Annotated in this window: 22 protein-coding genes and 3 pseudogenes; 18 read left to right on the top strand and 7 right to left on the bottom strand. The window is 62.0% G+C overall.

Annotated elements, in window-relative coordinates:
- Positions 1-684: 684 nt before the first annotated feature.
- From ACZ60G_RS39770 to ACZ60G_RS39740, 7 genes and pseudogenes are all read right to left on the bottom strand, one after another.
- Positions 685-843, bottom strand: coding sequence for a VOC family protein (locus tag ACZ60G_RS39770; RefSeq protein ID WP_465817124.1), 159 nt, complete (start codon positions 841-843; stop codon positions 685-687).
- A gap of 210 nt (positions 844-1,053) precedes the next feature.
- Positions 1,054-1,185: pseudogene (locus ACZ60G_RS39765) on the bottom strand (IS110 family transposase); the annotation flags it as partial.
- A gap of 138 nt (positions 1,186-1,323) precedes the next feature.
- Positions 1,324-1,488 (bottom strand): annotated as a pseudogene (locus ACZ60G_RS39760) (site-specific integrase); the annotation flags it as partial.
- A gap of 539 nt (positions 1,489-2,027) precedes the next feature.
- The gene (locus ACZ60G_RS39755; RefSeq protein ID WP_465817123.1) at positions 2,028-2,828 is read right to left on the bottom strand and encodes an enoyl-CoA hydratase-related protein; all 801 of its coding nucleotides are present in this window, start codon (positions 2,826-2,828) and stop codon (positions 2,028-2,030) included.
- A 392-nt stretch (positions 2,829-3,220) separates the two neighbouring features.
- A complete protein-coding gene (locus ACZ60G_RS39750) occupies positions 3,221-4,075 on the bottom strand; it encodes an alpha/beta fold hydrolase (RefSeq protein WP_465817184.1) in 855 nt (284 codons plus the stop codon).
- A gap of 35 nt (positions 4,076-4,110) precedes the next feature.
- The gene (locus ACZ60G_RS39745; RefSeq protein WP_465817183.1) at positions 4,111-4,395 is read right to left on the bottom strand and encodes a Zn-ribbon domain-containing OB-fold protein; all 285 of its coding nucleotides are present in this window, start codon (positions 4,393-4,395) and stop codon (positions 4,111-4,113) included.
- Positions 4,396-4,410: 15 nt separating this feature from the next.
- Positions 4,411-4,557, bottom strand: a pseudogene (locus ACZ60G_RS39740) (zinc ribbon domain-containing protein); the annotation flags it as partial.
- Between the two features lie 78 nt (positions 4,558-4,635).
- Between ACZ60G_RS39740 and ACZ60G_RS39735 the strand changes: the two are divergent.
- From ACZ60G_RS39735 to ACZ60G_RS39650, 18 genes are all read left to right on the top strand, one after another.
- On the top strand, positions 4,636-5,817 hold the full coding sequence (locus tag ACZ60G_RS39735) for a thiolase family protein (protein WP_465817122.1): 1,182 nt from the start codon (positions 4,636-4,638) through the stop codon (positions 5,815-5,817).
- Between the two features lie 83 nt (positions 5,818-5,900).
- Positions 5,901-7,583, top strand: coding sequence for an AMP-binding protein (locus ACZ60G_RS39730; RefSeq protein WP_465817121.1), 1,683 nt, complete (start codon positions 5,901-5,903; stop codon positions 7,581-7,583).
- Positions 7,580-8,794, top strand: a complete 1,215-nt coding sequence (locus ACZ60G_RS39725) for a thiolase family protein (protein ID WP_465817120.1) — start codon at positions 7,580-7,582, stop codon at positions 8,792-8,794. Before ACZ60G_RS39730 ends, ACZ60G_RS39725 begins: the two co-directional genes overlap by 4 nt.
- 41 nt (positions 8,795-8,835) lie before the next feature.
- Positions 8,836-9,501 carry a TetR/AcrR family transcriptional regulator gene (locus ACZ60G_RS39720; RefSeq protein WP_465817119.1) on the top strand — a complete coding sequence of 222 codons (666 nt, stop codon included), beginning with the start codon at positions 8,836-8,838 and terminating at the stop codon, positions 9,499-9,501.
- A 383-nt stretch (positions 9,502-9,884) separates the two neighbouring features.
- Positions 9,885-11,009 (top strand): Rieske 2Fe-2S domain-containing protein, encoded by a 1,125-nt coding sequence (locus tag ACZ60G_RS39715; RefSeq protein ID WP_465817118.1) that lies wholly within the window; start codon positions 9,885-9,887, stop codon positions 11,007-11,009.
- Entirely contained in the window at positions 11,002-11,949 is a 948-nt protein-coding gene (locus ACZ60G_RS39710; RefSeq protein ID WP_465817117.1) for a PDR/VanB family oxidoreductase, read from the top strand. Before ACZ60G_RS39715 ends, ACZ60G_RS39710 begins: the two co-directional genes overlap by 8 nt.
- 45 nt (positions 11,950-11,994) lie before the next feature.
- Positions 11,995-12,771 (top strand): SDR family NAD(P)-dependent oxidoreductase, encoded by a 777-nt coding sequence (locus ACZ60G_RS39705; RefSeq protein ID WP_465817116.1) that lies wholly within the window; start codon positions 11,995-11,997, stop codon positions 12,769-12,771.
- Between the two features lie 94 nt (positions 12,772-12,865).
- Positions 12,866-13,609: an SDR family NAD(P)-dependent oxidoreductase gene (locus ACZ60G_RS39700; protein ID WP_465817115.1), complete on the top strand. Its 744-nt coding sequence runs from the start codon at positions 12,866-12,868 to the stop codon at positions 13,607-13,609.
- A 336-nt stretch (positions 13,610-13,945) separates the two neighbouring features.
- Positions 13,946-14,638 (top strand): VOC family protein, encoded by a 693-nt coding sequence (locus tag ACZ60G_RS39695; RefSeq protein ID WP_465817114.1) that lies wholly within the window; start codon positions 13,946-13,948, stop codon positions 14,636-14,638.
- Positions 14,639-14,651: 13 nt separating this feature from the next.
- Positions 14,652-15,548, top strand: a complete 897-nt coding sequence (locus ACZ60G_RS39690) for an enoyl-CoA hydratase (protein ID WP_465817113.1) — start codon at positions 14,652-14,654, stop codon at positions 15,546-15,548.
- Positions 15,545-16,762 (top strand): acyl-CoA dehydrogenase family protein, encoded by a 1,218-nt coding sequence (locus ACZ60G_RS39685; protein ID WP_465817112.1) that lies wholly within the window; start codon positions 15,545-15,547, stop codon positions 16,760-16,762. Before ACZ60G_RS39690 ends, ACZ60G_RS39685 begins: the two co-directional genes overlap by 4 nt.
- Before the next feature lie 34 nt (positions 16,763-16,796).
- Positions 16,797-17,915, top strand: coding sequence for an acyl-CoA dehydrogenase family protein (locus tag ACZ60G_RS39680; protein ID WP_465817111.1), 1,119 nt, complete (start codon positions 16,797-16,799; stop codon positions 17,913-17,915).
- Positions 17,798-18,790, top strand: a complete 993-nt coding sequence (locus tag ACZ60G_RS39675; RefSeq protein WP_465817110.1) for a sugar phosphate isomerase/epimerase family protein — start codon at positions 17,798-17,800, stop codon at positions 18,788-18,790. Before ACZ60G_RS39680 ends, ACZ60G_RS39675 begins: the two co-directional genes overlap by 118 nt.
- Positions 18,768-19,916 (top strand): acyl-CoA dehydrogenase family protein, encoded by a 1,149-nt coding sequence (locus tag ACZ60G_RS39670; RefSeq protein ID WP_465817109.1) that lies wholly within the window; start codon positions 18,768-18,770, stop codon positions 19,914-19,916. The genes ACZ60G_RS39675 and ACZ60G_RS39670 overlap by 23 nt, the downstream gene beginning before the upstream one ends.
- A 7-nt stretch (positions 19,917-19,923) precedes the next feature.
- Complete coding sequence (locus ACZ60G_RS39665; RefSeq protein WP_465817108.1) at positions 19,924-21,375, top strand: AMP-binding protein; 1,452 nt, start codon at positions 19,924-19,926, stop codon at positions 21,373-21,375.
- Positions 21,357-22,208 (top strand): DUF6282 family protein, encoded by an 852-nt coding sequence (locus ACZ60G_RS39660; RefSeq protein WP_465817107.1) that lies wholly within the window; start codon positions 21,357-21,359, stop codon positions 22,206-22,208. Before ACZ60G_RS39665 ends, ACZ60G_RS39660 begins: the two co-directional genes overlap by 19 nt.
- 48 nt (positions 22,209-22,256) lie before the next feature.
- On the top strand, positions 22,257-23,402 hold the full coding sequence (locus ACZ60G_RS39655; RefSeq protein WP_465817106.1) for an acyl-CoA dehydrogenase family protein: 1,146 nt from the start codon (positions 22,257-22,259) through the stop codon (positions 23,400-23,402).
- 190 nt (positions 23,403-23,592) lie between these two features.
- Positions 23,593-24,390 carry an SDR family NAD(P)-dependent oxidoreductase gene (locus ACZ60G_RS39650; RefSeq protein WP_465817105.1) on the top strand — a complete coding sequence of 266 codons (798 nt, stop codon included), beginning with the start codon at positions 23,593-23,595 and terminating at the stop codon, positions 24,388-24,390.
- Positions 24,391-24,684 lie beyond the last annotated feature (294 nt).

Genomic DNA, 24,684 nt, shown 5'->3' with positions numbered 1-24,684 from the left:
GGCCACTCGGTTCCCCCTGGGGGGCGGCCTGTAGCCGACACGGTCGCTAGGTGTGCACGGGACCTCGCCGAGTTGCACGTCGCCGAAAAACGCGGTGCCACAAACCCCGGCATCCCTATGGTTAGAGCGTCGCTGCTCGACTACATCGAGAAGATCCTTGCGACCGGACTGCCCTACATCACCGATTCGGATCGGCGCGAGATCCGCGTTATGATCGAGCGGATATCCCAAACGTCAGTCGAACTTCATCGTGCCCTCCGCTACCGAGGTGGTGCGGACGAGCGGGTCCTCGTGTTGTGCGATAGAACGGCTAGTCTCGCCCAGAGATACGCCATGCTCATCGAGGCGGCGGCCCGACGACTACCGTGGTCGCCTCCGGTCCCGTCCGGCGAGTTGGCTCCCGATTTCCCGGGTTAATGACCAAGGGGCGACGGCGTGGACGACGCGGGTTCGCGCACGTCGTCCGTTCGAAGGCGTGGCGTGCGCGTCGCCGACAACCTCGCTACCGAGGTTGAGTTGCTCGCTGCGGAACCGTCACGCCGATCGTGGACGGTGAGACGGCCCGCACCGCAATGTCGAGCGGGGACGGGGCGTGGGCTGGGGGGTCCCTATGGGTTTCGTCAAACCGTGCAGTGACCAGTCAGCGTCTCAATGGAAGTGTTGGACCAGGCAGAACTCGTGCTCCTAGGGTTCACGCATGACCATGACAACTCCTTCGTCGTAGTCGTGCCGCTCGCCGGACCAGCGGCCTCCCAAGCTCTGTACCTGACGGCGACCGGCTTCGATGTCGTCAACCTCGATGCCAAGGTGGATGCGGACCTTTCCGATCTTGGGCTCGGCCACTCGTTGAAAGGTTAAGCGTGGCCTGCTATCAAAGCGCGAGCCGACGGTTGCCTATCCCGGATCATCGCCATGTTCGGCGGTAGCGGGGATACTCAGGATCGCGCTCCAAAACGAGGCCACTGGTTTGGGATTCGCACAGTCGATCGTGATCCCAACCCATCGATTTCCATGCCTACCAGCATGAACGAATCGGGTTCTCGGTGCTCTTCGTCAAGCCGGAATCGGTGCGGGAGATCTGTAGGACTGCTTGGTTTTGAGCATCGCGTAGAGGACATCGCAGCGTCGTCGAGCCAGGCATATGAGGGCGGCGTTGTGTTTCTTGCCCTCTGCCAACACATGATCGGCGCCGGTCAGGGCCGCGACGCATGAGGCATGGATGTGCTGCATGCCGCGGGCGAGTATGTCGGCGAGATCCCGGCCCGACAGGTGGATGTAGCGCAGCGTCGAGTCCGTGTGCCGATGGCCGGCCAACGCCGCGATCGCATGCACCTCCCATCCCGACCGCGCCAGATCCGTCAAGCACAGATGTCGAGTGGTACGGGTCGAAAACTGCGGAACCTCGGCAGCAATTGCGATGCGCCGCACTACTTTCGACCACGTCCATAAACTCAGGGGATGACCGTGGTTGCGCCGTGAATCCGACAAGAACAGCGGCCAATGCCAACATCACACGATTGCGGATCGGCTCGAGCCGGGCGACCTCCAACAACCGCAGCCACTGCTCCTCGCTGGGAATCCACGGCAGCTTCACCAGCCGCGGCACCATACCTCGCTGTGTGGCGCCGGCCCGTCGACCCGGGGTATAGCGACCGTGGCCCACCGGATTGGATTCCCGCCAACCTTCTTCCATCAAGAAGTCATATAATATGTCATAACGATCATTATCGGCATTTCTAGCAGCGCGAAATACGCAGGTTCGAAATAGCTGCTTTTATTCACCGTGGGGGCAGATGATGCGAGTGGGCGTATGCCCGAGTCGCGATGCGGAGAGATGCTTCGCACAGGGCCAATCGCGGGTTCGTCCTCGACTCAGACACTTTCTTTCACTTTCTTTCAGTGTCCGGGAGGCTATATTTCGACGGCTCGAAACTGAACTGCGGCAGTCCCTCTAGTATGCTGACCGTCTATCGACTGGTTGGCGGCTCTGTGACGTGTGCAAGGCGCAAGCAGGGCTGTGCCGGTGCTCAGTTAACAGAGGGACGTGGAGGATTGGTGCTCCATCCCGATTCGCTCTTACGGGCCAACGACCACATCTGGACTCCGCGTTCGAGTTCGACAGCAGCAGACCAGGAGACGGCATTGGGGCCGAGTTCCAGGTGGGCGCTGCGTTTCGTTCGGCGTGTCAGCTCAGGGTCGATCCGAGCCTGTTCCAACAGTCTTGTTGCATCCTCTCGGATATGGCTCTCAAGGCTTGCCTTCCATGCCAGGCCCAGACGTACCGCCTCGGAGCCGGAGATAGGTACACCTAGAACACCCAGGGCCATCGACTGTTGTCGATTGAGGTTTCGGCCCAACAGGGAGAAGTGGCCGCCGCCTGGGTGAATTCTGCGCGCAGCGAATCCAGAATCGAGCACGGCATCAGGCGTCACCAGCATCACGTCAGTAGCAAGCGCTAGGTTCAGGCCGGCGCCTACTGCCCCCCCGACCACCACTGAGACAGACGGAACCGGGAGCGACCCTATGCTGACAAACGTTTCGTAGACCGCAGAAGTGCGCTGAACTGCATCCGTGGAGGCTGGCGATGCAGACGAGGCCGCCAAGTCTCGAGTATCTGCGCCACTGCAAAAGTAGTCGCCTTGGGCGTCCACAATGACCGCACCAATAGACTCGTCCTCGTCTACTTCGTGGCAGAACGACTTGATCCGGTCCGCCATTTCGAGCGTTATAGCGTTCTTGCGGCTGGGGTTGGCAAGCGTGAGAGTCGCGATCCCGTTCGCTACGGCGACCTGCACCGAAGAGTGGGAAGCGGCGGCATTGGTGGTCATTTTAGTATGTCTCCCTGAATCGGCGAGTAGATGAAAGTGGCGCAGCGGTGGTCACATTTGTCATCAACTGGTCTGATATTCGTGACCGAGCTGATCGGTCGCAATAGATGCCTCGTCGATGAACACGAACAGGTGGCACTAGCTGCTCAGTGGCCGGCGACGCCTAGCTTCCCCAGCTTCACGATATGACGAACGCGGCGTCGCGAGCGCGCCCGACGGTAGTGCGGTTTGGCGGGTGCGGCCAGGTCTCTGCCCACACCCCATCACCGGTGTAAACATAGTCTGCGTCAGACTTAACCTCATCAGTAACTCGGTGGCGCCAGTTGCCGTCTGAGCCTAGTAACCATCCATCGCGCTCGGCCTCGGCACGCCAATCAAACATGTACTCGGGGTTAGCCATTGTTGGCTGTTTCATCTCGGCGAGGCCAGCCTGGGAGCGCTGTTTCCAGCTCGGTCTGTATCTGCTGCAGAAAGACATCGTTCGCATCGCCCGCAACCATGTGGCGGGCCCCTGGAACCTCAGCGGCGCGTGCGCGCGGACTGAGCTCGAGGAAGTGTCTGACATCGTCGGATGCGATGACATCGCTGAACTGTCCCCGGACGAGGACCATTGGCGCATCGAGGTTGCGAACAGCAGCCGTCATATCCGAAGACTGTTGACGCAGATAGGTATCGGTGGCGAAGTCGAGAGTCTTCGGGTCCCAATGCCAGGTCCAACGCGCAGTATCGGGGGAGTAGCGAAGATTGTGTTCGAGCTGCGCGGATGGCCGGGCTTTGCGGTGGGGTAGGAACTTTGCGACTGTGTCGGCCGCTTCGTCGATACTGGAGAAGCCGCCTGGGTTACTAGTCATGAAGTCAAGGATGTGCCTGATTCCTTGGGACTGCGTCGTCGGCGCTATATCTACGAGAACGATTGCTCGGATGCTATCGCGAGCTCGGTGCGAGGCCGTCAGAGACGTGACACCCCTCAGGGAGGCGCCGATCAGAACGGTACGGTGTCCGGGCTGAAGAATCGCGGCGAGATCTCGTGCGTGATCGCGGTGTGAGTAACGTCCCTGGGGGTCCCACGAGCTTTCACCATGCCCGCGCAGGTCGAGGTTCAGAACCGAGAGGCCCAGTCGGGCAAGTGCATCGGGCGCCTTGCCCCACGCTCGGCGAGTCTGCCCACTACCGTGCAAAAGGATTACGTCCCAAGGCGGTTTGCCCCACGTGTCTCCGGTTAGCAGAAGGTCATCTGCGCCCCGCATCGTTGCGGACGTGATAGCGATGCCTGTGTCTCGACTCATTGGATGCTGCTCGCTCCCGGTGTGCTGGGGTTCTCGACTTCGAACAGCGGTAGCCAGACCTGGTCGTGAGCCTCGAATGTCACGCGCACCCGCGCCCCGATCTGAACATTTAGAGCATCAGGGCCGACGATCCGCGTCGTCAATCGCAATCCTTGTTGCTCGTCGAGTTCAACGATGGCGATGGGATACGGCGCGCGGAACGCCGGGTGCCATTGATAGTGGTTCACCGAGTAGGAGATGACCACGCCTCTGCCGGACACCGGTACCGGCCGCATGGTCATGGTCAGACACGTCGGGCATCGCGGGCTCGGGGGGTGGGTGAAATGCATACACGCCGAGCAGCGGTAGATCATCAGCTCTCCCCGGGCGCCGCCGGTGAAGAAGTCATATGTCTCTGGGGTCAGCCGTGGCGCGAGTCCGGCCTCCCAATCGTCCGAGGCCACATCTCCTCGTTGTGTCGCGGTAGTCACAATGGCATACTAACCGTGACGTAGAGACATTTCAACGAAAGCGAGGGTGAGGTGGACCGTTTCGAGGACCGCGCCATCTTGTCGGGACTTGGACAGTCCGATGTTGGCCGTCGGCTGGGACGCAGCGGTCTTGATCTCACGTTGGAGGCGTGCTGCAATGCGCTTGACGACGCCGGGCTGGGCCCAGGAGACATTGATGGCTTGAGTGCATGGCCCGGGGACGTGTTCGTGTCCGAGGGCTTCAGTGGGCCAGGCATCTCCCAGATCCAGGACGCGTTGCGACTCGAGCTCACCTGGTACACCGGTGGTCCAGAAACGCCTGGCCAACTGGGAGCTGTCGTCAATGCGATGATGGCGGTGGCCACCGGCCTGTGCCGACACGTGCTTGTCTATCGGACCGTCACCGAATCGAGTGCCCAAGACGGGGCCGGACGAGCCGGTGTACTGAGCGTCGATGTGCCGCGACTACCTACTTATCAACAGTGGTCGGTGCCTTTCGGTGCGATCTCGTCGGTTACCTGGATTGCCCAGTACGCCTCGCGATATATGCACGAGTTCGGACTCACGCGTGAACAGCTAGCGCAGGTGCCCTTGACGCTTCGCGCCAACGCGGCACTCAACGACAAAGCGGTCTTCCGTGAGCCGTTGACGTTGGACGACTACCTCGCGGCGCGCATGATCTCCACGCCGCTATGTTTGTTCGACTGCGATGTCCCAGTTGACGGTTCCACTGCCATCATCATCTCGGCCGCAGAATCCGCACCCGACCTCCGTTCCGCACCCCTGGCGATCGAGGCCATCGGAACGGCCCTACGGGACCGGCCTTCCTGGGACCAGCGGTCATCGCTGTCAACCATGGCCGCCACAGACGCTGCGGCGCACCTCTGGTCCCGGACGGACCTACGGCCGAAAGACGTTGACGTCGCGGGGCTATACGACGGCTTCAGCATCTTGACCGTGCTGTGGCTCGAGGCCTTCGGTTTTTTTGCGCGTGGCGAGGCCGGAGACTTCTTAGGGAACGGCGCGCGGATAGCCCGGGACGGTGCCATCCCGATCAATACGGGCGGTGGACAACTCTCGGCCGGTCGCCTACACGGGTTCGGGCATCTGCACGAAGTAGCTCTTCAGCTTCGTGGGCAGGCGGGTGCACGACAGGTCGCAGATGCGCGAGTCGGACTCGTCGCGGCTGGTGGAGGCCCGTTGGCCGGGACAATCATGCTGCGTCGGGACTAGAACCACCAACGGCATCAGTCGTGTGCCGTTACCGTCATGCCGAAAGTCGTTTGTGATAGCTATCACAATGAAAGGTGATTAGAATGTCGAACACCGTAAGCGAACGGCGAACTGAACTGATTTGGTCTCCGGGCGACAACTGCACCCTGGTCGATCTCATCGAGCGTCGGGCCAACGTTTCTGGAGATCGAACTGCCCTGACCGTGGCTGGGGAAACAGTCACTTTCAGTGACTTGGCGAGCCAGTCAATCGGGTACGCCAACGGCCTTTATTCTCTTGGGGTGCGCCGCGGTGACCCTGTCGTCATGCTGATGGATAACACAGTGCCGCTGGTGAATAGCTGGTTTGGGTCCTCGAGGTTGGGCGCTGTCGACATCCCTGTCAACACGCAGTTCTCGGCTGATTTTCTGCGGCGGACGTTCAGCAACACGGGAGCGAGTGTTCTTCTTCTGGACGAGCAATACCTAGAGAAGGTTCTGGCGGCTGGACGCGACGGGGGCATCGAGACAGTCGTTTTTCGTGGTAGCGAAGACGGCAGAAGGGAGCTGGCCAAAGCGGGATTCCGAGCTCTGCCGTGGGAAGAGCTGTCTGGTGGTTCTGTCGACGCCCTGACATTCGACGCGTCTCACGACTATCGTGATCCCGCATCCGTCATTTACACGTCGGGCACGACAGGTCCTTCAAAAGGCGTGCTATACAGCCACAACTACGTGCTGTCGTCAAGCTATGAGCAGGTTCGCTTGTACGAGGGACGCGAGGACGACGTCTACTACGGCTCAATGCCGCTCTTCCATCTCGCATCGCGTGGAGCCGGTGTGCTCGGAGCTCTGCTGGCCGGGTACGAGTCGGTGATCGACGCGAAGTACTCCACCAGCACGACATGGGATCGGGTGCGCGACACCGGCGCGACGGTGGTGCACATGCTCGGCTCGATGATGGTGATGCTCTGGAATCTTCCCCCCGAGCCGCGGGACCGCGACCTGCCGATGCGGGCGTTCTACGCAGCCCCTGTGCCAGGCTCGCTGCATCACGCATTCGAAGAGCGGTTCGGTTGCAAGATCGTGACGGCTTACGCGCAAACCGAAGTCTGCACGGTGACTGGTGGTGGCCTCGACGACAACATCAAGTTGGACTCGGCCGGTCGCGTGAACAGCGAGCTTCTCGAGGTGGCAATCGTCGACGATCGAGATGAAGAAGTTCCGGCCGACACTGTCGGAGAAATCGCGGTTCGACCTAAACGTCCCTACGTCATGTTCGAGGGTTACTGGCGCAACCCTGAGGCGACTCGCGAGAGCATGAAGAATCTCTGGTATCATACCGGGGATTTGGGCCGAATCGACGAGGACGGCTTCCTCTTCTACGAGGGTCGCAAGAAGGATGCGCTTCGCCGGCGTGGGGAAAACGTCTCTGCGGTGGAACTCGAGAGCGCCGTCCGAGAACACCCGAGTGTGCTCGATGTTGCCGCGATCGGAATTCCCAGTGACGTGCTGGAAGACGATATCTTTGTCGTCTTCGAGTTGGTCGAGGGTGCTGTGGCCGACTATGAAAGTCTGCACGCCTACTGCGTTGAGGCGTTGCCGCGGTTCATGGTGCCCCGGTACCTCGAAGCGGTCGATGAGATTCCGCGCAACAGTAATAACAAGATCGAGAAGTTCCGCCTCCGCGAGCGTGGTACGACATCCCTTACCTGGGATACCGAGTCGAAAACGCTGCTCGGAGATGCCGGTGCTCTCGAAACCGCCGATGTAGCTGGGCCGCTCGAGTGAGACGAGCAGGCGTATCATCGACGGACAATTCTCGCGATCCGGTCATCGTTGCCGCCACACGGACGGCGAGTGGCCGCGGCAAACCCGGTGGGGGGCTCTCCGACGTCCACCCTGTCGACATGCTCGCCCAGGTGTTCACGCACCTTCTAGCGAGTACATCCGTCGATCCAGCGGCCGTCGACGACGTTCTGGTTGGGTGCGTCTCACAGGTGGGCGAGCAGGCCGGAACCCCCGGCAGGATGGCGTGGCTGGGGGCCGGTTTCCCACACTCGGTCCCGGCCACGACGATCGATCGCAAATGCGGGTCCAGCCAGCAAGCTGTTCACTTCGCCGCACAGGGGATCAAATCAGGGGATTATGACATCGTAGTCGCTGCCGGCGTCGAATCCATGAGTAGAGTGCGCATGGGCTCCGCCAAAGGCGATGCAGACCCATTCGGTTCGCTGGTTGCCAGGCGTTATGCCCCCGGTCTGGTGTCTCAAGGTGTAGCGGCCGAGCTTGTGGCGGCGAAGTGGAAGCTGGGCCGAGAAGAGTTGGACATCTACTCCGCCGAGTCCCATAGGCGAGCCGCAGCGGCCCAGGACAGTGGACTGTTCGACCGAGAGATCGTCCCCGTCCATACCGAGCGCGGTGTGTTTCTCAGAGACGAAACGATCCGACCCAACACCACTGCGGACACGTTGAGTGTTCTACAGCCGGCCTTCGCGTCGGACGACTCGCGGGCACGATTCCCCCAGCTTGAATTCGCCGTGACAGCTGGCAACTCGTCGCAGATCACCGATGGCGCGAGTGGACTACTCATGATGAGCCGGGCTGCATGCGATGCTCTAGGCCTAACTGCCCGCGCCCGTATCCATACGACTGCGGTCCGCGGGGATGATCCGGTCCTGATGCTCACTGCGATACTTCCCGCCACGGAGATGGTACTCAGCAGGTCGGGACTCAGTATGCGCGACATCGACCACGTCGAGGTCAATGAGGCTTTCGCATCTGTTCCGCTGTCCTGGATGGCGGAGTATCCCATCGATCCAGCGAAAGTCAATCCACGGGGTGGTGCGATTGCACTCGGCCATCCTCTTGGGGCCTCAGGAACCCGAATCGCCACTACCATGCTTCACGCCCTCGAGGACTGTGACCAGCAATTCGGCCTCCAGCTAATGTGTGAGGCAGGCGGGATGGCCAATGCGATGATCGTCGAGCGGGTTTCGTGATCTGTCGGTCACCCGCGGAACCTTGGCAACGGAGGTACGAAATGAGCGAGCACGACACTGACGACTCGCCGGCCCGGGTTGCCGACCGCCGTGGGAAGGAACGCCGCCTGCGCATCATCGAGGGCGCGACTGCATGCTTCCTCAAGTACGGAGTGTCCAAGACCACAATCGACGATGTCGCAGCCGCGGTTCGGATTTCGCGACGGACCATCTACCGGTACTTCGAAACCAAGAATGAGCTCTTCTCGGCGGTGGTCTCCCACGAGTTGGAGGAGCTCAGTCGCGAGAGCAAGCACCTATACGAAGAGCTGCCATTCGCCGACGCGTTGGTCGAAGCGACACTCACCATGAATCGACGCGTCGCAGAGAGTCCCACGCTAGCGGGGCTGTTCACCGCCAGCATGGCCGGCGAGACACTTGACGTCCTGTTCGGCGAACAGGACTTCCTAAATCTTGTTCGCCAGTACTTGGCGGTGTACATCCGCGCCGCTCAGGAGCGCGGCGAGCTGCGTCCCGGGCTTGACATCGACGACGCCGTCGAGTGGGTGACGCATGTGGCCTTCTCGCTTTTGGGTACGAGCGCGGCGGTTCGGATGACCGACGAGCAGCATGTACGCAAGCTGCTTCGGACTTTCGTCTTACCAGGCCTGACCGGGCACGTTCCAGACTTGCAAGAAGCGCAGTCGGCGCTCGCATCAACACGCTAGACGGGCAGCGTTCCTTGGGTGTTGATTGCTCGTCATTCGCGAGACGCCGGCACGAGCGCCCAGACAGCTGCAATTCGCGGTGGGTTGTCAGCTGACAACACGGTCGGGGCCGACTAGTCGGCCCCGACCGTCTGGCGCATCGCGTCAATTCACACGCGCACTTGGATGAGGGGAAGGCGCGTAAGCCTGCCCGTCGCTCTTGTCCCGCGCGGACGAGCAGTCCCGTTCATCGCTGGACCCCGGGTCTGGTGATCCATTTGTGCGCTCTCAAGTACGCCGAGTGGCCTCTCGTCGATGGACGCGCGTCGACAGCGCAGCACCGAACAACTCATTGACATAAAGGCACACAAATCGTAATCTTGTGCCATACCGAAGGAGGTCCGATGCAGGTCGAAGAGAACATTCCCACGGCGCGGCAATACGGAACCGGGTGGTACCTCGCGCTGTGGAGTGGCGAGCTTACGGAAGGCGACGTCGTCCCACTCAAGTACTTCGGACGGGACCTCGTCGCTTTTAGAGGCGATTCCGGCAAAGCTTTCATCCTCGACGCCCACTGCTTGCACATGGGCGCTCACCTCGGCTACGGAGGCGAGGTCGTAGGAGACGACCTTATGTGCCCGTTTCACAACTGGCAGTGGCGAGGCGCAGACGGAGCGAACTCGAACATTCCCTATCTAGATCGTTGCATCAAGAAGCAGCTGAAGACATGGCTCGTCCACGAACAGGATGGGTTGATCTACTTCTGGTTTTCCCGCACCGGTTCAGAGGAGCCCACCTACTTCCCGCCAAAAGTTATTGAAGCCGGCCGATCCGATTTCTATCCCGTCTATCCGCACGGAGCACTCAAGGTCGAAGTGACCTTCCCGCCGCAATTCGCATTTGAGAACGTTGCAGACCTGAGCCATCTCCGGACAGTGCACAGGTGGGCAGAAGTGCCCGAGTTGAACGGGGCCGGCGCCTACGGAGACATGTTTCACACAGACTTCACAGGCACTGTCCCCACCCGGTCGGGCGGCGCCACAGTGCGAAACGAAAACTGGCAGTGGGGGCCGGGATTGATCTACAGCCGCCTTCACGGGTTGCATCCCACTGGCCAGATCACGGCGGCAACCCCAATCGACCACGAGACTTCTTCGTACAGCATGTCTGTATGGGTACAGAGGATTGGTGAGGGAGAAGTGCCCGTCGGTCGAGCCAAAGCAGTGATCGAGGAACAACGACGCCAAGCGTTGAACGCCGAGGGAAACGACCGGATCATCTGGGACCACATGGCCTACCTCGACAACGCCGCACTCGTCGGCGACGAGCGAAAAACGATCGGCGTACATCGCGCGTGGTTCCAGCGTTTCCGAAGCGACACCCCGCCCCCGACTCCGCCTCCGCTTCCCGTGCCTGAGGGCACCCCATACCCGCAGCCTACGATCGCAGACGATCTCGACACTGCGTCTGGCTCGATATCCGAATCGCCGGCTGTGCACCCCACCGCGGAGACGCTGCAAGGTGGCTGAACAGCAAACGCTGCCAGTTCGGGTGACAGGGCGGCGGGAAGTGGCCACCGACGTAGTGGAGTTCACGTTCGAACCCGACACTGGTCAGTTTCCAGCATGGGAGCCGGGTGCCCACGTCGACGTGATTCTCGCTGACGCCACGGTGCGCCAATACTCTCTGTGCGGTAGCCCGAACGACTGCGACACGTGGACCATTGCGGTCTTCCGGTCACCGAACCAAGACGGCGCCGCGCGTCGAATCGTTGATCACCTGCAATTAGGATCGCGCATCGTGCTGCAGGGGCCCCGCAATCGGTTCCCGCTCATCAAAGCCGAGAGATATGAGTTTGTCGCTGGTGGGATCGGAATCACCCCGCTCCTACCAATGATAGAGGCGGTGTCCAGACATGGCGTGCCATGGCATCTGACCTATGGCGGACGCTCGATGGAGCACATGGCCTACGCCGAGATGTTAACGACGCGTTACGGCGCCTCCGTAACGCTGTGTCCCCAGGACCGTGAAGGCCTGCTCGATCTGGCCGGCATCGTTGCGGACCTGACGACCGAGACCGCTGTGTATGCCTGTGGGCCAGAGGGCATGCTGTCGGCTCTGGAAGGACTAGCAGCTGAAGCATCTTGGTCATTTCACTGCGAGCGTTTCGCCGGCAACAACGAGGTTGCGCATCGTCCCGATGACGAACCTTTCGAGGTGACACTCACTTCCGCCGGCATCACCCTGGAAATTCAACCGGGCGAATCGATCCTCGATGCGGTCGAGCGTGAGGGAGTCTTCGTGATGTCCTCATGTCGCGAGGGCATCTGCGGCTCGTGCGAGACACCGGTTGTCTCAGGAGAAATAGATCACCGCGACGACTACCTCACCGACGAGGAGCGAGCCTCCGGTGACGTAATGATGATTTGCGTTTCGCGTGCGCGCGGCGCGCTCGAACTCGATCTCTGAGACTCACTGTTCGCAACCCGTCTCAATCAACAAGGGAAACTAGACATGGACATCTCAGGTGCAAGCGCGATCGTTACAGGTGGTGCGTCAGGTATCGGTGCGGCGGTCGCTCGTCGACTAGCCGCGCTCGGTGCGACAGTGGTCATCGCCGATCTCCAAGCGGACACTGGGCAGTCGCTGGCCGCGGAAATCGGTGGCGCCTTTATCCGAACGGACGTCACTCAGACTGCCCAGGTTGCCGCCGCCGTGAACACCGCAACGGATATCGCGCCACTGTGGGCATGTGTGAACTCGGCCGGCGTCGGCAAAGCGCAACGCACCATCGGGCGCGACGGCACGTTCGAGACGGCCCACGATCTCGAAGCCTTTCGTCGAATCGTCGAGATCAACCTCATCGGGACCTTCGATATGACGCGCCTCGCCGCGACCGCCATGAGCCGCAACGAACCTGACGCAGACGGGAGCCGCGGAGCAATTGTCAATCTCGCCAGCGTCGCAGCCTTCGACGGACAGATCGGGCAGGCATCGTACTCGGCATCAAAGGGCGGAGTGGTAGGGATGACCCTGCCCATCGCGCGAGACCTATCCGCAGCGGGCATCCGTCTGAACACAGTCGCTCCGGGACTCATCGATACACCGATCTACGGCGAAGGTGAGCGGGCGACCTCCTTGAAGGCGCGGCTCGGCGACAGCGTGCTGTTCCCGCGCCGTCTGGGCGCGCCTGATGAGTTGGCACGCGTCGTGATCGAGTGCCTGACCAACCGCTACCTCAACGCGGAGGTGATCCGCGTCGATGGAGGAATCCGGATGCCTGCCAAGTGAAAGTCCTGACCCACTTCGCAACCGCGGCCCACGACAGAGCTGACGAGCGACAGAATTCGCTGAAGTATCGGCGCAGTAGAGGAGGAATGATCGGATGACCATTGCAGTCGTGACCGGTGCCGGTCGAGGCATCGGACGAGCAATCGCCGTGAACCTCGCGATGACGGGGTACACCGTAGTTGCCGCCGGCCGAGATCCTGAGGCCCTCAACGAAACGTGCAGGCACGTGACGCTTGCCGGCGGAAAGGCCCACCCACAGCTGCTCGACGTCACCGACCAGATATCTACTCGTCGGGCCGCGGACGACGTCGTAGCGACGCACGGGCCCGCGTCCGTGGTGGTGAACAACGCTGGCTGGGACCAAATCGAGCCGTTCCTCAACAGCGAGCCGACGACTTGGACAAAGATCGTAGAGACCAATTTTCTTGGCACAGTGCGTGTTACGCATGCTTTCCTGCCCCAGGTCATCGACACAAAAGGGTCCGTGGTCAACATTGCCAGCGAGGCGGCCCGAGTCGGCGGTCCCGCAGGGCGGGCGGCGGAGTCAGTGTACGCCGGGAGCAAAGCTGCGGTCATCGGCTTTACGAAATCGATCGCCCGCGAGTTCGCCCGGTACGAAGTACGCGCGAACTGCGTATCTCCGGGGGCCACCGACACCGCACTCTTCCAAAGCCACGAACCCGATGTCCGTGACGCCATCGTCCGATCCACGCCACTCCGGAGGATGGCGACCCCCGACGAGATCGCCGCAGCCGTGACGTTTCTGGCAGGTCCCGGAGCGTCTTTCGTCACCGGTCAGGTCCTCAGTGTCAGCGGCGGCATGACGATGGTCGATTGATCGATCGGGCGAAGTTCGAATTGGAGGTAGAACAAGTTGTATGACCTGCTCATGTCGGCGGACATATTTGTAGACGACGCCACTGCCGTTCTCCGCCAGTTGGAGCGGTCTATTCTCCTGCCGGCGCCACGCGCGTCGTGGGGACAGGCCTGGGAGGGATGGGGTTTCGAAGCCTACTGGTGCCGAGTCAGTCCCAATCTGGCTACCGCCCCGACCCGGCTGCAGGTGATCTCCCCCAAGGGAGAACCGTCACCGGATGTGGCTCATCCAGGGATCGGTGCAATCCATCGGAGTCAGGCTGGCCGTCCGGTCAAAACCCATTCCACGCCGGTGGGCGTGGCGGACATCGACGCGATAGCCGACCGGTTGGCTAGAAAGGGTGTCCCCTTTCGTGTCGACCCGCCCGACGCCGTCATGCCGTTTCCACGACTATGGGCCGGCCGACACGACCCCAAACAACCGGGGTTGTACGTCCCGGCCGCCGACGGCGGTCTCTACTTGGAGCTTGTCCCTACCGCGGCACTTCAGCTGCCGGCCGACACGGTCCTTGCCGCGGACCCCGATCTGCAGGCCAGCGGCATGTTGGTCCGTGTGGAACGCAAGTCGTTTTTGACCAGCGACCTCGATCATATCCTGGCGACACTGAAGCGCAACTTCGACTGGGAGCCTCGAGAAGTGCGTACCGGCCCAGCCGGGCGCAGCGCCATCTTTGGTTTCACCCTCGCCCACTCTGCCGACATCGAGGTCGTCGAGCCAGCGAGCGGCAGCGCCGAGGGTGCAGTGCTACACGCCTGGGGGCAGGGACCGTACCTGATCACCCTGTCCGTCCGGGACATCGATGAGATGGAATCGCGCCTGACCGCCTCCGGTGTCGGTGTGTACGGGCGCGGGGAGCAGGCCGGACACCGCTACATCGACGTCAACAGCGCAGAAACCGGCGAGGCTCCGATCCGACTGGTGGATTGGCGCGAGTGGAACCAAACAGAGCGTGGCGGCACCTCCAACAGCCTGGCCGTTCGCGGAAAGTGATGAGCAACCAGACATGAGCGATTACCGATATTTGAAGGTCGAGTCCTACGACGACAACGCGATTGTCCGGGTGGTCCTCAACAGGCCGGAAACCCGCAATGCTCAGAACAGAGGACTGCTGATCGAACTCGACGAAGCATTCCTCGCCGCCGAGAACGACGACCAGGTGCGAGTGGTCATTCTCGCCGGCGCGGGCCCATCATTTTCGGCCGGTCACGACCTGGGCTCCGAAGATCGCAAACGCGAATCCACGCCCGGCCCGGAGCAACACGTTAGCTACCGGACCAATGGTGCCACGTGTCCCGGAGCTGAAAGCCGCCACCGTCAAGAGTGGCACTATTACTGGCAGAACACTAAGCGCTGGCGCGAACTGCGCAAGATCACGGTCGCCGAGGTGCACGGTAACGTATTCTCGGCCGGCCTGATGCTGATGTGGGCCTGCGATCTGATTGTCGCCGCCGACGACACACGGTTCGCCGATGTCGTTGCGACTCGCCTCGGTATGTGCGGGGTCGAGTACTTCGCTCACCCTTGGGAATTCGGTCCTCGACTCGCCAAGGAACTGCTCCTGACGGGTGACGCTATCGACGCAGAGCGTGCGTACTCCTTGGGCATGGTGAACAAGGTCTTCACCGCGGATGCGCTGCACGATCAGACACTCGCCTTCGCGCGCAGATTGGCCGAGCTGCCAACTATGACCTCGTTACTGGTCAAGGACTCCGTCAACCACTCTGTGGACGCCATGGGGTTCCCGACGGCGCTGAACACCGCATTCGCGCTCCATGAGCTCAACCACGCCCACTGGGCGGAGGTGTCCGGAGGGAAAACCTACAACGGCACTCCTGAGTTCGGCGTTCCCGACTGGCGGACCCGAGGTGGCGTGCGCTGGGCCGAGAAGGACCGGCCATGATGAGCACTGGGGGCCCGGAGCGCGACTTCCGGGACTACGTGCAAAAATTCCTGCACGGTGCGTTGCCTCCGGACTGGGCGGGAATAGGAGCCTTGCCCGCAGAGAGCCGTGACCGCGTTCGACGTTCGTGGCGCGAATCACTAGCTGAGAGTGGCCTTTTGGCTGTGTCGTGGCCGCGTGAGGTCGGCGGCGCCGGCCTGTCGTTGCTTGAGCAGGTGATCGTGGCCGAGGAGTTCGCCAAAGCTGGCGTACCAGAGCTCAGCGAGAACGACTCCTTCGGTATCCGATTGCTAGGCAATACAATCCTGGCACTGGGTAATGCCGAACAACAGCGGAGATTCTTGCCGAGGATCCTTTCTGGCGAGGACAAATGGTGTCAAGGCTTCTCGGAGCCCGGAGCCGGCTCCGACTTGGCTGCTATGTCGACGCGCGCGGAGCTTCGCGGGAACCGCTGGTACGTGACCGGTCAAAAGATCTGGACCTCGGCAGCCGAGACCGCCAACTGGATGTTTCTACTTGCCCGAACCGAGCCCGGATCAGCCCGCCATAGGGGGCTGACCTTCCTGCTGCTACCGATGGACCAGCCCGGGGTGACGGTGCGGCCGATCGTCAATGCCGCTGGCTACCATGGCTTCAACGAGGTGTTCCTGTCGGAGGCAGAAACCTCCGCCGAGAACTATCTCGGCGAAGTGGGTGCAGGGTGGGCAGTCGCAATGACTCTGTTGTCCTTCGAGCGCGGCAGTAGGGTCACGACCGACGCCATTCGATTCGGTACCGACATCATTCGCCTGGTCGAGCTGGCCACCGAGCACGGGATGCTCGAAGACCCAGACATCGTGGACCGATTGGCCTGGTGCAGCTCTCGGGTGGAGTTGATGCGCTGGCGCGGCTACCGATCTCTGGCTGAGCTTCTGGACGGCCAGACCACCGCGGCAACGTCAGCAATGACGAAGGTGATCTGGTCCGAGTTCTTTCAGTCCTACACGGAACTGGCCTTCGAGATACTCGGTGACCGCGCTGCTGCGCCGGATGGCCCGGGTAACGGTGTAGCACTGCAGATTCCGGAAGCTGGCACACCGAACAGTGCACGAAGATGGGTTGACGAGTACCTCTACGCCCGTGCGGCGTCGATCTACGCAGGAACCTCGGAGATCCAGCGGGACGTCATCGCTCAGCAGCTCTTGGGTCTGCCTAAGGAGCCACGCCCGGCATGACGAAGGCAGAGCCGGAACAGTGGAAGGAACGCCAATGCAGCTGAGGATGGACTCGGAACGAGTGGACTTTGCACGCGCGGTGCGTAAGTTCGCCCAGAACCGACCAGGGTACGTACTGACGGACGATCGGGCTGACGAGTTGGCGGGGTGGAATGAGCTGGCATGCCAGCTCGGGGCCTTCGCGGCCAGGCTGCCCGAGCATGTCGGCGGCGCCGACGGAACCGTGTTCGACTGGTGTCTTGTGGCGTCCGAACTGGGACGTGAGCTCTCAGCCGGCACGTTCTTGTCCACGGCGATTGCCGCCGAGGCGATCCTGAGGCTGGGCAGCCAGCAACAAAAAGCCACGCTCCTGCCGGCGATCGCCGAGGGTGAGGCGCGCGCGACGGTTGCGCTGTCGAGCTTCCAGACTCGCCCGGGCGTTCCGCTGCGACTGCATACCGACGGTCGGGTAGCGAAGGTGTCGGGCGTGGCGCGAGCGGTGATTGACCCGCACCGCGCAGATGGCGTCATCGCACTTGCGCAGCCGGGCGATGGGTCCGCGCCTCAGGTGGTGTTCATTCGACCGGACGCGGGAACGGCTCGGATCGGTGACGCGCCGCCTCTTGATCTCACGCGACCCTGTGCCGACGTGTCGTTCGACGCCGCCGAGTGCCAGACGCTGGCCCCTGAAAGAGGCAAGTCGACCGATTCGACCGATGACGTGGCAGCGGTGTATGCGACGGCACTGGTGCTACTCGCGGCGGATCTAGTGGGTGTCGCCGACAGGTCGCTCGAGCTTGCCACAGAACACGGTCTCGCTCGGCACCAGTTCGGTCGTCCGGTGGGTTCGTTTCAGGCGATCAAGCATCGACTTGCAGAAGTGGCAATCGAGAACGATCTGGCGAATGCTGCGGTGATGTACGTCGCGACAGCGGCGGACGACCTCAGTGCCTCGGAGCTGCTTAGCGCCGCCCGGCTCGCCTGGGCCCAGGCATGCGAAGCGGCGAATCGAGCCGCGTCCTCTGCCATGCAGGTCTTCGGCGGCATGGGATTCACATGGGAGGCGCCAATTCACCACTATCTTCGTCGCGCTCGAACGAGCCAGGCGATCGGGGAGCGGCCCGCCCATGCGCGCAGGCAGGCATTCGCCGCGCGGGCGGTGCCCGCGAAATGAATGATCGGAGCAGCGCTGGAACGCGGCGCGACCTCGTGCTCTCCGTGGGCACGCTCGGTGATGTCGACTTCGGGGAACGGGTCGAGGCTGCGGTTGCCGGAGGCTATCACGGCATAGGTATGTCGGTCGGGGTCGCCCGGCGCGCACGAGAGGGAAAGTGGGACTGGTCGTCCATGCGTGCACTGCTCGACTCCTGCGGACTACGAGTGGTCGAGCTTGACTCTGTTGTCGACTGGGCCGTCGCGGAGCGAACCGCCCTCCAGCGTCATTGCGAGCAATTGTTCACGATCGCGGACGAGTTGGGAGGCGAGTACCTCCTCGCGTGCACCGAGATTCCAACCACGAACACTTCCGAAACCACGGACAGGTTGACGTGGATCTGTGCGGAAGCGCGCCGACATGGTGTCGGCGTCGGCGTCGAGTTCCTGCCGTGGGTCAGTGTCAACAGCATCCCCGCAGCGGAGGAGCTGGCCCGGCGCGCGGCTGCATCGAACGCGGGCATCATCATCGATGTCTGGCACTTCCTGCGGGCCGGCGGAACGCTCGAACACCTCGCTGCCATGGACCCGGAGCTGGTCCTGGGGATACAGATCTCTGCCCCTGCACTGGAGCCTGCAGACGATCCCATTTTCGAGACCCTGCACCGGCGGCACCTCCCAGGCGACAAGGATGCGGTCGACATCCTGCCCGTGCTCCGTGCCTTGCTCCGGTCCGATGTGCGAGCGCCGTGGGCCGTGGAGGTCTTCTCCGACACGCTTCGAAACCTTCCTGCCGCGGAAGCCGCCTTATCGGCTGCAACCGCCGCGCAGCAGGCCCTCGAACAAGCATCCACGACACAGGAGGTCGAGACCGTTGGACCGCAACATCTTCGATGAGGTACATGAGTCTTTCCGTGAAGTCGCGCGGGCGTTCTACGAGAAGGAGTGCGTCCCTTACGCCGAGGAGTGGGAGGCACAGGGACACGTCACGCGCGAGGTGTGGCGCAAAGCGGGCGCGGCGGGACTGCTCGGCTTCGAAGCGGACGAGCAGTATGGCGGATTGGGCGTCCGTGACTACCGCTTCAACGCCATTGTGGCGGAGGAGATGTACGCCGTCGGGGCGGTCGGCGTCGGCTTCACCACCCACAATAACGTCGTCGGGCCCTACCTCACGCGCTTGGCCAACGAGGACCAGCGAAAGCGGTACCTGCCCGGGTTCGTCGATGGAACCTGCATCTCGGCGATAGCCATCTCGGAACCCGACGCCGGATCGGACGTTGCACGCATTCGCACCACGGCGAAACGGGACGGGGAGGAATACGTCTTGAACGGTGTCAAGACGTTCATCACCAATGGATACCTCGCCGACCTCGTTGTCGTCGCTGCCAAGACGTCACCCGATCTCGGTCATCGAGGAATCAGTTTGTTTCTGGTCGAAGCCTCATATCCTGGCTTCGAATGTGGACGGAAGTTGGACAAGATCGGCCTCCGTTCACGCGATACAGCAGAACTGTTCTTCGACGACGTCCGTGTCCCAGCCGAGAACTTGCTCGGCGAACTCGACCGCGGCTTCTACCATTTGATGACCAATCTCGCCGAGGAGCGCCTCACCGCAGCCATCGTCGCGGTGGCTTCGATGCGCCGCGCGATCGAGCTGACGACAGAACATGTCCGCAATCGCAAGGTCTTCGGCGCTGGACTGGGCGACCTTCAGGCCACCCGCTTCACCATGGCCGACGTGCTGGCCGACACAATGGCCGCTCAGGCGTGGGTGGACCGAATGATCCTGGAAGTCAACGCTGGGCACCTGTCCGCCGAAGACGCGGCGGCGGTCAAGTTTTGGGTCACGGAACGTCAGTTCGACGTACTGGACCGATGCCTGCAGCTGTTCGGTGGCTACGGATACATGAACGAGTACGAAATCGCGCGGTTGTGGCGCGACGGCAGGGTCCAACGCATCTACGCAGGCTCCAACGAGGTAATGCGCGAAATCGTAGGTCGCGCAATGAAACTGACGGGGTAGGAACCTTATGCCTGAGAATCTGGCCGCACTGTTGATGCGGCGCGCGCAGGAACGCCCGGATCTGAGACTGGGAACCGTTGACGACCAGGTGACCCTCGATGTGGCTCTCCGGCGTGCAGCTGGGGGAGCTGCACAGATGCGTGATCTCGGACTAGCGGCGCCGGATCGAGTAGCACTAGTGGCGTCCTCGTCCACCGATTACCTAGTTGTCTGGCAAGCCTGCCTTCTCGCCGGTATCCCCGTCGCGTTGATCAACCCCACGTATCCGTCCGAATTGCTGGCCCAGATGATTGAGATCTTGGACCCGCGCCTGGTGATCACCGATGCCGAGGACACCAGCTTCGCCGGTAACCGTTACGTGTGGTCGTTGAAACAGGTGACTACCTGGGTGGACGGTGACCCTGACGACTGTCCCGGCCTCTCCGTCGATCCGAGCGCGATCGCGTCGTTCATGCACACCTCCGGGACTACTGGCGTGCCGAAGTTCTGCGCGCAGACACATATGTATTTCCTGCGGCTCGGGCGCGCAATGTCGGAGAGCCTCGGCCTCACTCCCAAAGACCGAATGCTCGCCCCACTCCCGCTCTTCCACATCAACCCCTTGGGATACGGCATCGTCGGCGCCCTCACCGCTGGCGCCGATGCCCTAACGGTCCGGAAGTTCTCCGCCCGCGGATTCTGGCCCGATGTCCGAGAGCACGCCATCACCGCGCTCGCCCTGCACGCGCCACCCGTCGAGATCCTCAAACGGGCCACCACCGGCGCCGACGCGGACGGACATGCAGTCCGGACGATGTTCTATGCCGACCGCGAGTTCATGACCCGCTTTGGCATCGGACAAGCAGTTTCGGGCTACGGCTCCACCGAAGCCGCGGGCGTCAGTCATCTGCACCAGTGGCGCCTTGGTGACGACATTCCCGACGACGCGTCACGGCATGGAGGTACCCCGCGCGGTGACGTGGAGGACCGCATCACGGAGGAGGGGGAGATCCAGGTTCGCGAACGCGCCCCGCACACGTTGTTCGCCGGCTACTTCGGCGCGGGACGCGTCAGCGTCGCGGTGGACAACGAGGGCTGGTTCGCGACCGGTGACCTCGGCCGTCGCACGCCGAACGGTGATCTGGTCTTTCTCGAGCGGGCAGCGGAAAGCATTCGGGTCAAGGGTGAATTCGTTCCGATCCCGTATGTGGAAGAACAGTTCGGGAAGGTCGCGCAGCTGGAAGATCTGGCACTGTGGAAGCGGCCGGGCGATCTCGTGGACGATGAGCTTGTTCTATTTGTCGTGGCGGATGAGCTGCCGATGGAACATCTTCGAACCGTGTCGGCGACCCTTCCGGCCTTCATGAGACCTAGCTGGATCGCGCAGGTGGCGTCCATTCCTCGCGACGCTGCAGCCGGCAAGTCCCAGCGACGGTTGCTTCATCAGCAGGAGGTGACGTCGTGGACACAAATGAGCTGAAAGCGCAGGTCCCTGCGTGGGCGCAGGGAATGGTAGATCTGCATGCTCATGCTTCTCCGAGTCTCTTGCCCCGACATGGCGACGATCGTTCTACCGTCGCGCTCGAGAAGGAGCTCGGGTGCAGCGTGGTGGTGCTGAAGGCACACGAAGGATCAACTGTCGAGCGCGCATGCCTGGCCGGCCCGGATGTCTACGGCGGGATTGTCCTGAACACACCTGTGGGAGGTGCAAACCCCGAAGCCGTCGAGGTGGCAGCACGACTGGGCGGCCGAGTGATGTGGATGCCCACCGTCTCGTCGGCCACACACAAGGCGGGCGCCGCCAATCCTGAGCTCAGTGTTCACAAGGGCTTTGAGTTGGGACTGGTACAAGTGTTCAGCGAGGGCGCACTCAGACCGGAATGGTACGACGTCCTCGACGTGGCGATTGAGCACGACCTGGTCCTGGCCAGTGGGCATCTGTCGGCCCAGGAAACTGCCGAACTCTTCGAGATCGCCCATCGACGAGGCGCACGCAGATTGCTGGTGAATCACCCGAAGATGTCCTTCTTGGGCTGGAACGACGATGCGGCAGAACGACTTCGGGAGGTAGATGCATACCTCGAGCTCGGCATCCTCCCGGACCTCCTGGGGGCGCCCGCCGACTCGAGCCAGCAGCTCGTTTCGGAGTACCCGGCAGAGCTTCTTGCCTTCGGGGCCGATCTCGGACATGCGGATCATCCGGGTGCGGCAGAGGCGATGCCGAAATGGCTCCGATCTCTAGAGAAAGCTGCCGGTGAGAGCATCGCCCGTCAGATCCTGGTCGAGAACGGTCGGCGGTTGTTGCTGGGCTGAGAGGCCTGGCCATGGTCCTTTGAGCACTCACACGAAAGGTCAAGACATATGAGTTTCTGGAAATACCTCGCCCCCCATGAGGTTGCAGCTCCAGCTCGCACCTTTGCCCAAGAAGTCGTGCGACCAGTTGCGGACCAGATCGACAACGACGATGTCTATCCCATCGAACTGGTCGCAGCGACAGCCAAGCGCGGATGGAACACCATGACCCTGCCGGCTCGCTACGGCGGCGGTGGTACATCGATGGTTGATGCTCTCGCAGTATTCGAAGAACTAGGAGCCGCGAGCGCCAGTTTGGGCGTCTCGCTGATCACCATCCTGCAGAGCAGCAAGATCATCGAGCTGTACGGGACCGAGAGCCTCAAGGAGCGCGTCCTGCCCCGATACGCCCAAGGACTACGGGCGTCGTATGCACTAACCGAAAGCGGTCGCGGCAGCGACATCACATCGCTCGACACCAAGGCGCATCCGACCGACCGCGGCTGGGTCATCAAGGGCGAAAAGGCATTCATCACATCGGGTTCGGCCGCCGATTTCTTCGTCGTACTGGCGGAGACCCCCGTGGGTGTATCAGCCTTCGCTGTCGAACGAGATGCTCACGGCGTTTCGACCCGGGAGACGCGCGAGGCCGAGACCTTTGGGCTGCGCAATGGCCCGCACGTGAATCTGATCCTCGACGAGGTCGAGGTGCCTCAGGACGCGCTGATCGGGGTCGAAGGTCAGGGACTCAAGCAGGCAATGGTGACGCTTTCCAACAGCAGGACGCTCGCCGCCGGGATCTCGCTCGGTATTGCCCGGGCCGCCTTCGACGACGCCTTCGAGCACGTCAGGTCCCGAGAGGCTTTCGGCGGCAAGATCCTCGACCTGCAGGGAATCCAGTGGTACTTCGCCGAGGCGGCCGCCGACATCGACGCAGCACGGTTGCTGTGTTACGAGGCCGCTCGCGACCTAGATGACAACACGGACTACCAACGTTCGTCGTCATCCGCGAAGTTGGTGGCTGCTCGGCTGGCGACGCAAGTAGCGGGTATGGCCGTTCAGGTCTGCGGCGCGCGCGGCACTCAGGAGACGTCTCCGTTCGGCCGCTACTTTCGCGACGCCAAGGCGTATGAGGTCGCTGGTGGATCGAACGAAATCCTCAAGAACACAATCGCCAAGAGACTCATACGCGCAGCCCGATCGCCAGCTGCTTGATTGACACAAAGTCACTCGCAGTGTGACAATAACACTACCCGTCCGAGGGTGGCCGCACGAACAGTTGGTCTGTAGAGCAGCGTCATCACGTCTCGCTCGAGTCACGTGTTCGCCGTCCGTCGCTTGATCCCAAGCGTTGTTGCACGGCGCCTTCACTTTCACGCGCCCCCGATATAGAGGAGTCCATACAGTGCAGAGTTCGTCGGCTGACCCGTTCGACATGAGGGGCACCGTGGCCGTTATCACTGGCGGCGGAACGGGAGTGGGAAAAGCCACCGCCACGATCCTCAGCGCCAGGGGGGCGAATGTAGTCGTTGCTGGCCGCCGCAGTCTGCCTCTCAAAGAGACAGTCAACGAGATCGAAGGACTCGGCGGACGTGCAACGGCTGTCAAAACCGATGTGCGGAGGGTCGAGGACTGCGAAGCGCTCATCGATCGTGCAGTGCAGGAGTACGGCCGCGTCGATGTTCTCGTGAATAACGCAGGCGGTAGCAAGCCGGCGCAGGACGGGGTCTGGCGCGAAAAGGACTGGCATAACATGCTGGACTTGAATCTCACGAGTGTATGGAATCTGTCTCGCCTCGCTGCTCCGCATATGGCTCGTGAAGGCGCCGGCGCCATAGTCAACGTGTCATCCACTGCAAGCTGGCGTGCGATGCCAAATCACGCTCCGTACGCCGCGGCCAAGGCCGGTGTCAACAGTCTCACCGAGAACCTTGCCGCGGAATACGCAGCCGAAAACATCCGGGTAAATGGTGTCGTGCTAGGCGTTGTGGCATCCGAAGGATTCGTCAAAGGGATGGAAATGCTCGGCCGAGACCCAGAAGACCAAGGGGACCGCGTACTGCTAGGGCGTCCCGGTCGCCCACATGAAGTCGCGTACACGATCCTGTTCCTCGCCAGCCGCGCAGCGAGCTTCATTACAGGCGAAATGATCCATGTCGGCGGCGGCCCACGAACCTGGTCTAGAGTCGAAGCGTGCTCGTAATTGCATTGCGCGCCACACTTCTTCGTTAGTGGGACGATGTGCCGTCACTTCGGGTGCGGCAGGTTCTGCCTGTCCGGGTTGGCGGCCCGGGCTTGCTGAGGCGTGCGCTTCGAAAGTTCACTTCCGCTTAAGAGCTGATGCGCACAACGCCATCACACGTACGGCCTGGCACCCGATGCTCTGAATCATAGGGATGGTGGTGAGCGGTCCCCGATGACGAGACCACCCGGAATTGAGCCCAGGTGATTTCGTTCCGTGTTCAGTTGGTCCCGCAGGCCACCGGGTGGTGGGTGC

The sequence above is a fragment of the Nocardia sp. NPDC102475 genome (assembly GCF_055584605.1).
The sequence above is the reverse complement of the archived record's forward strand: the minus strand, read 5'-3'. Positions and strand labels throughout refer to the sequence as shown.

What these genes read in the sequence shown, in the direction of transcription:
- ACZ60G_RS39755 (WP_465817123.1), bottom strand. Translation starts at nt 2,828, where the DNA reads ATGACCACCAATGCCGCCGCTTCCCACTCTTCGGTGCAGGTCGCCGTA.
- ACZ60G_RS39750 (WP_465817184.1), bottom strand. Translation starts at nt 4,075, where the DNA reads ATGCGGGGCGCAGATGACCTTCTGCTAACCGGAGACACGTGGGGCAAA.
- ACZ60G_RS39745 (WP_465817183.1), bottom strand. Translation starts at nt 4,395, where the DNA reads ATGACCATGCGGCCGGTACCGGTGTCCGGCAGAGGCGTGGTCATCTCC.
- ACZ60G_RS39730 (WP_465817121.1), top strand. Translation starts at nt 5,901, where the DNA reads ATGTCGAACACCGTAAGCGAACGGCGAACTGAACTGATTTGGTCTCCG.
- ACZ60G_RS39720 (WP_465817119.1), top strand. Translation starts at nt 8,836, where the DNA reads ATGAGCGAGCACGACACTGACGACTCGCCGGCCCGGGTTGCCGACCGC.
- ACZ60G_RS39715 (WP_465817118.1), top strand. Translation starts at nt 9,885, where the DNA reads ATGCAGGTCGAAGAGAACATTCCCACGGCGCGGCAATACGGAACCGGG.
- ACZ60G_RS39705 (WP_465817116.1), top strand. Translation starts at nt 11,995, where the DNA reads ATGGACATCTCAGGTGCAAGCGCGATCGTTACAGGTGGTGCGTCAGGT.
- ACZ60G_RS39700 (WP_465817115.1), top strand. Translation starts at nt 12,866, where the DNA reads ATGACCATTGCAGTCGTGACCGGTGCCGGTCGAGGCATCGGACGAGCA.
- ACZ60G_RS39690 (WP_465817113.1), top strand. Translation starts at nt 14,652, where the DNA reads ATGAGCGATTACCGATATTTGAAGGTCGAGTCCTACGACGACAACGCG.
- ACZ60G_RS39685 (WP_465817112.1), top strand. Translation starts at nt 15,545, where the DNA reads ATGATGAGCACTGGGGGCCCGGAGCGCGACTTCCGGGACTACGTGCAA.
- ACZ60G_RS39680 (WP_465817111.1), top strand. Translation starts at nt 16,797, where the DNA reads ATGCAGCTGAGGATGGACTCGGAACGAGTGGACTTTGCACGCGCGGTG.
- ACZ60G_RS39675 (WP_465817110.1), top strand. Translation starts at nt 17,798, where the DNA reads ATGGGAGGCGCCAATTCACCACTATCTTCGTCGCGCTCGAACGAGCCA.
- ACZ60G_RS39665 (WP_465817108.1), top strand. Translation starts at nt 19,924, where the DNA reads ATGCCTGAGAATCTGGCCGCACTGTTGATGCGGCGCGCGCAGGAACGC.
- ACZ60G_RS39655 (WP_465817106.1), top strand. Translation starts at nt 22,257, where the DNA reads ATGAGTTTCTGGAAATACCTCGCCCCCCATGAGGTTGCAGCTCCAGCT.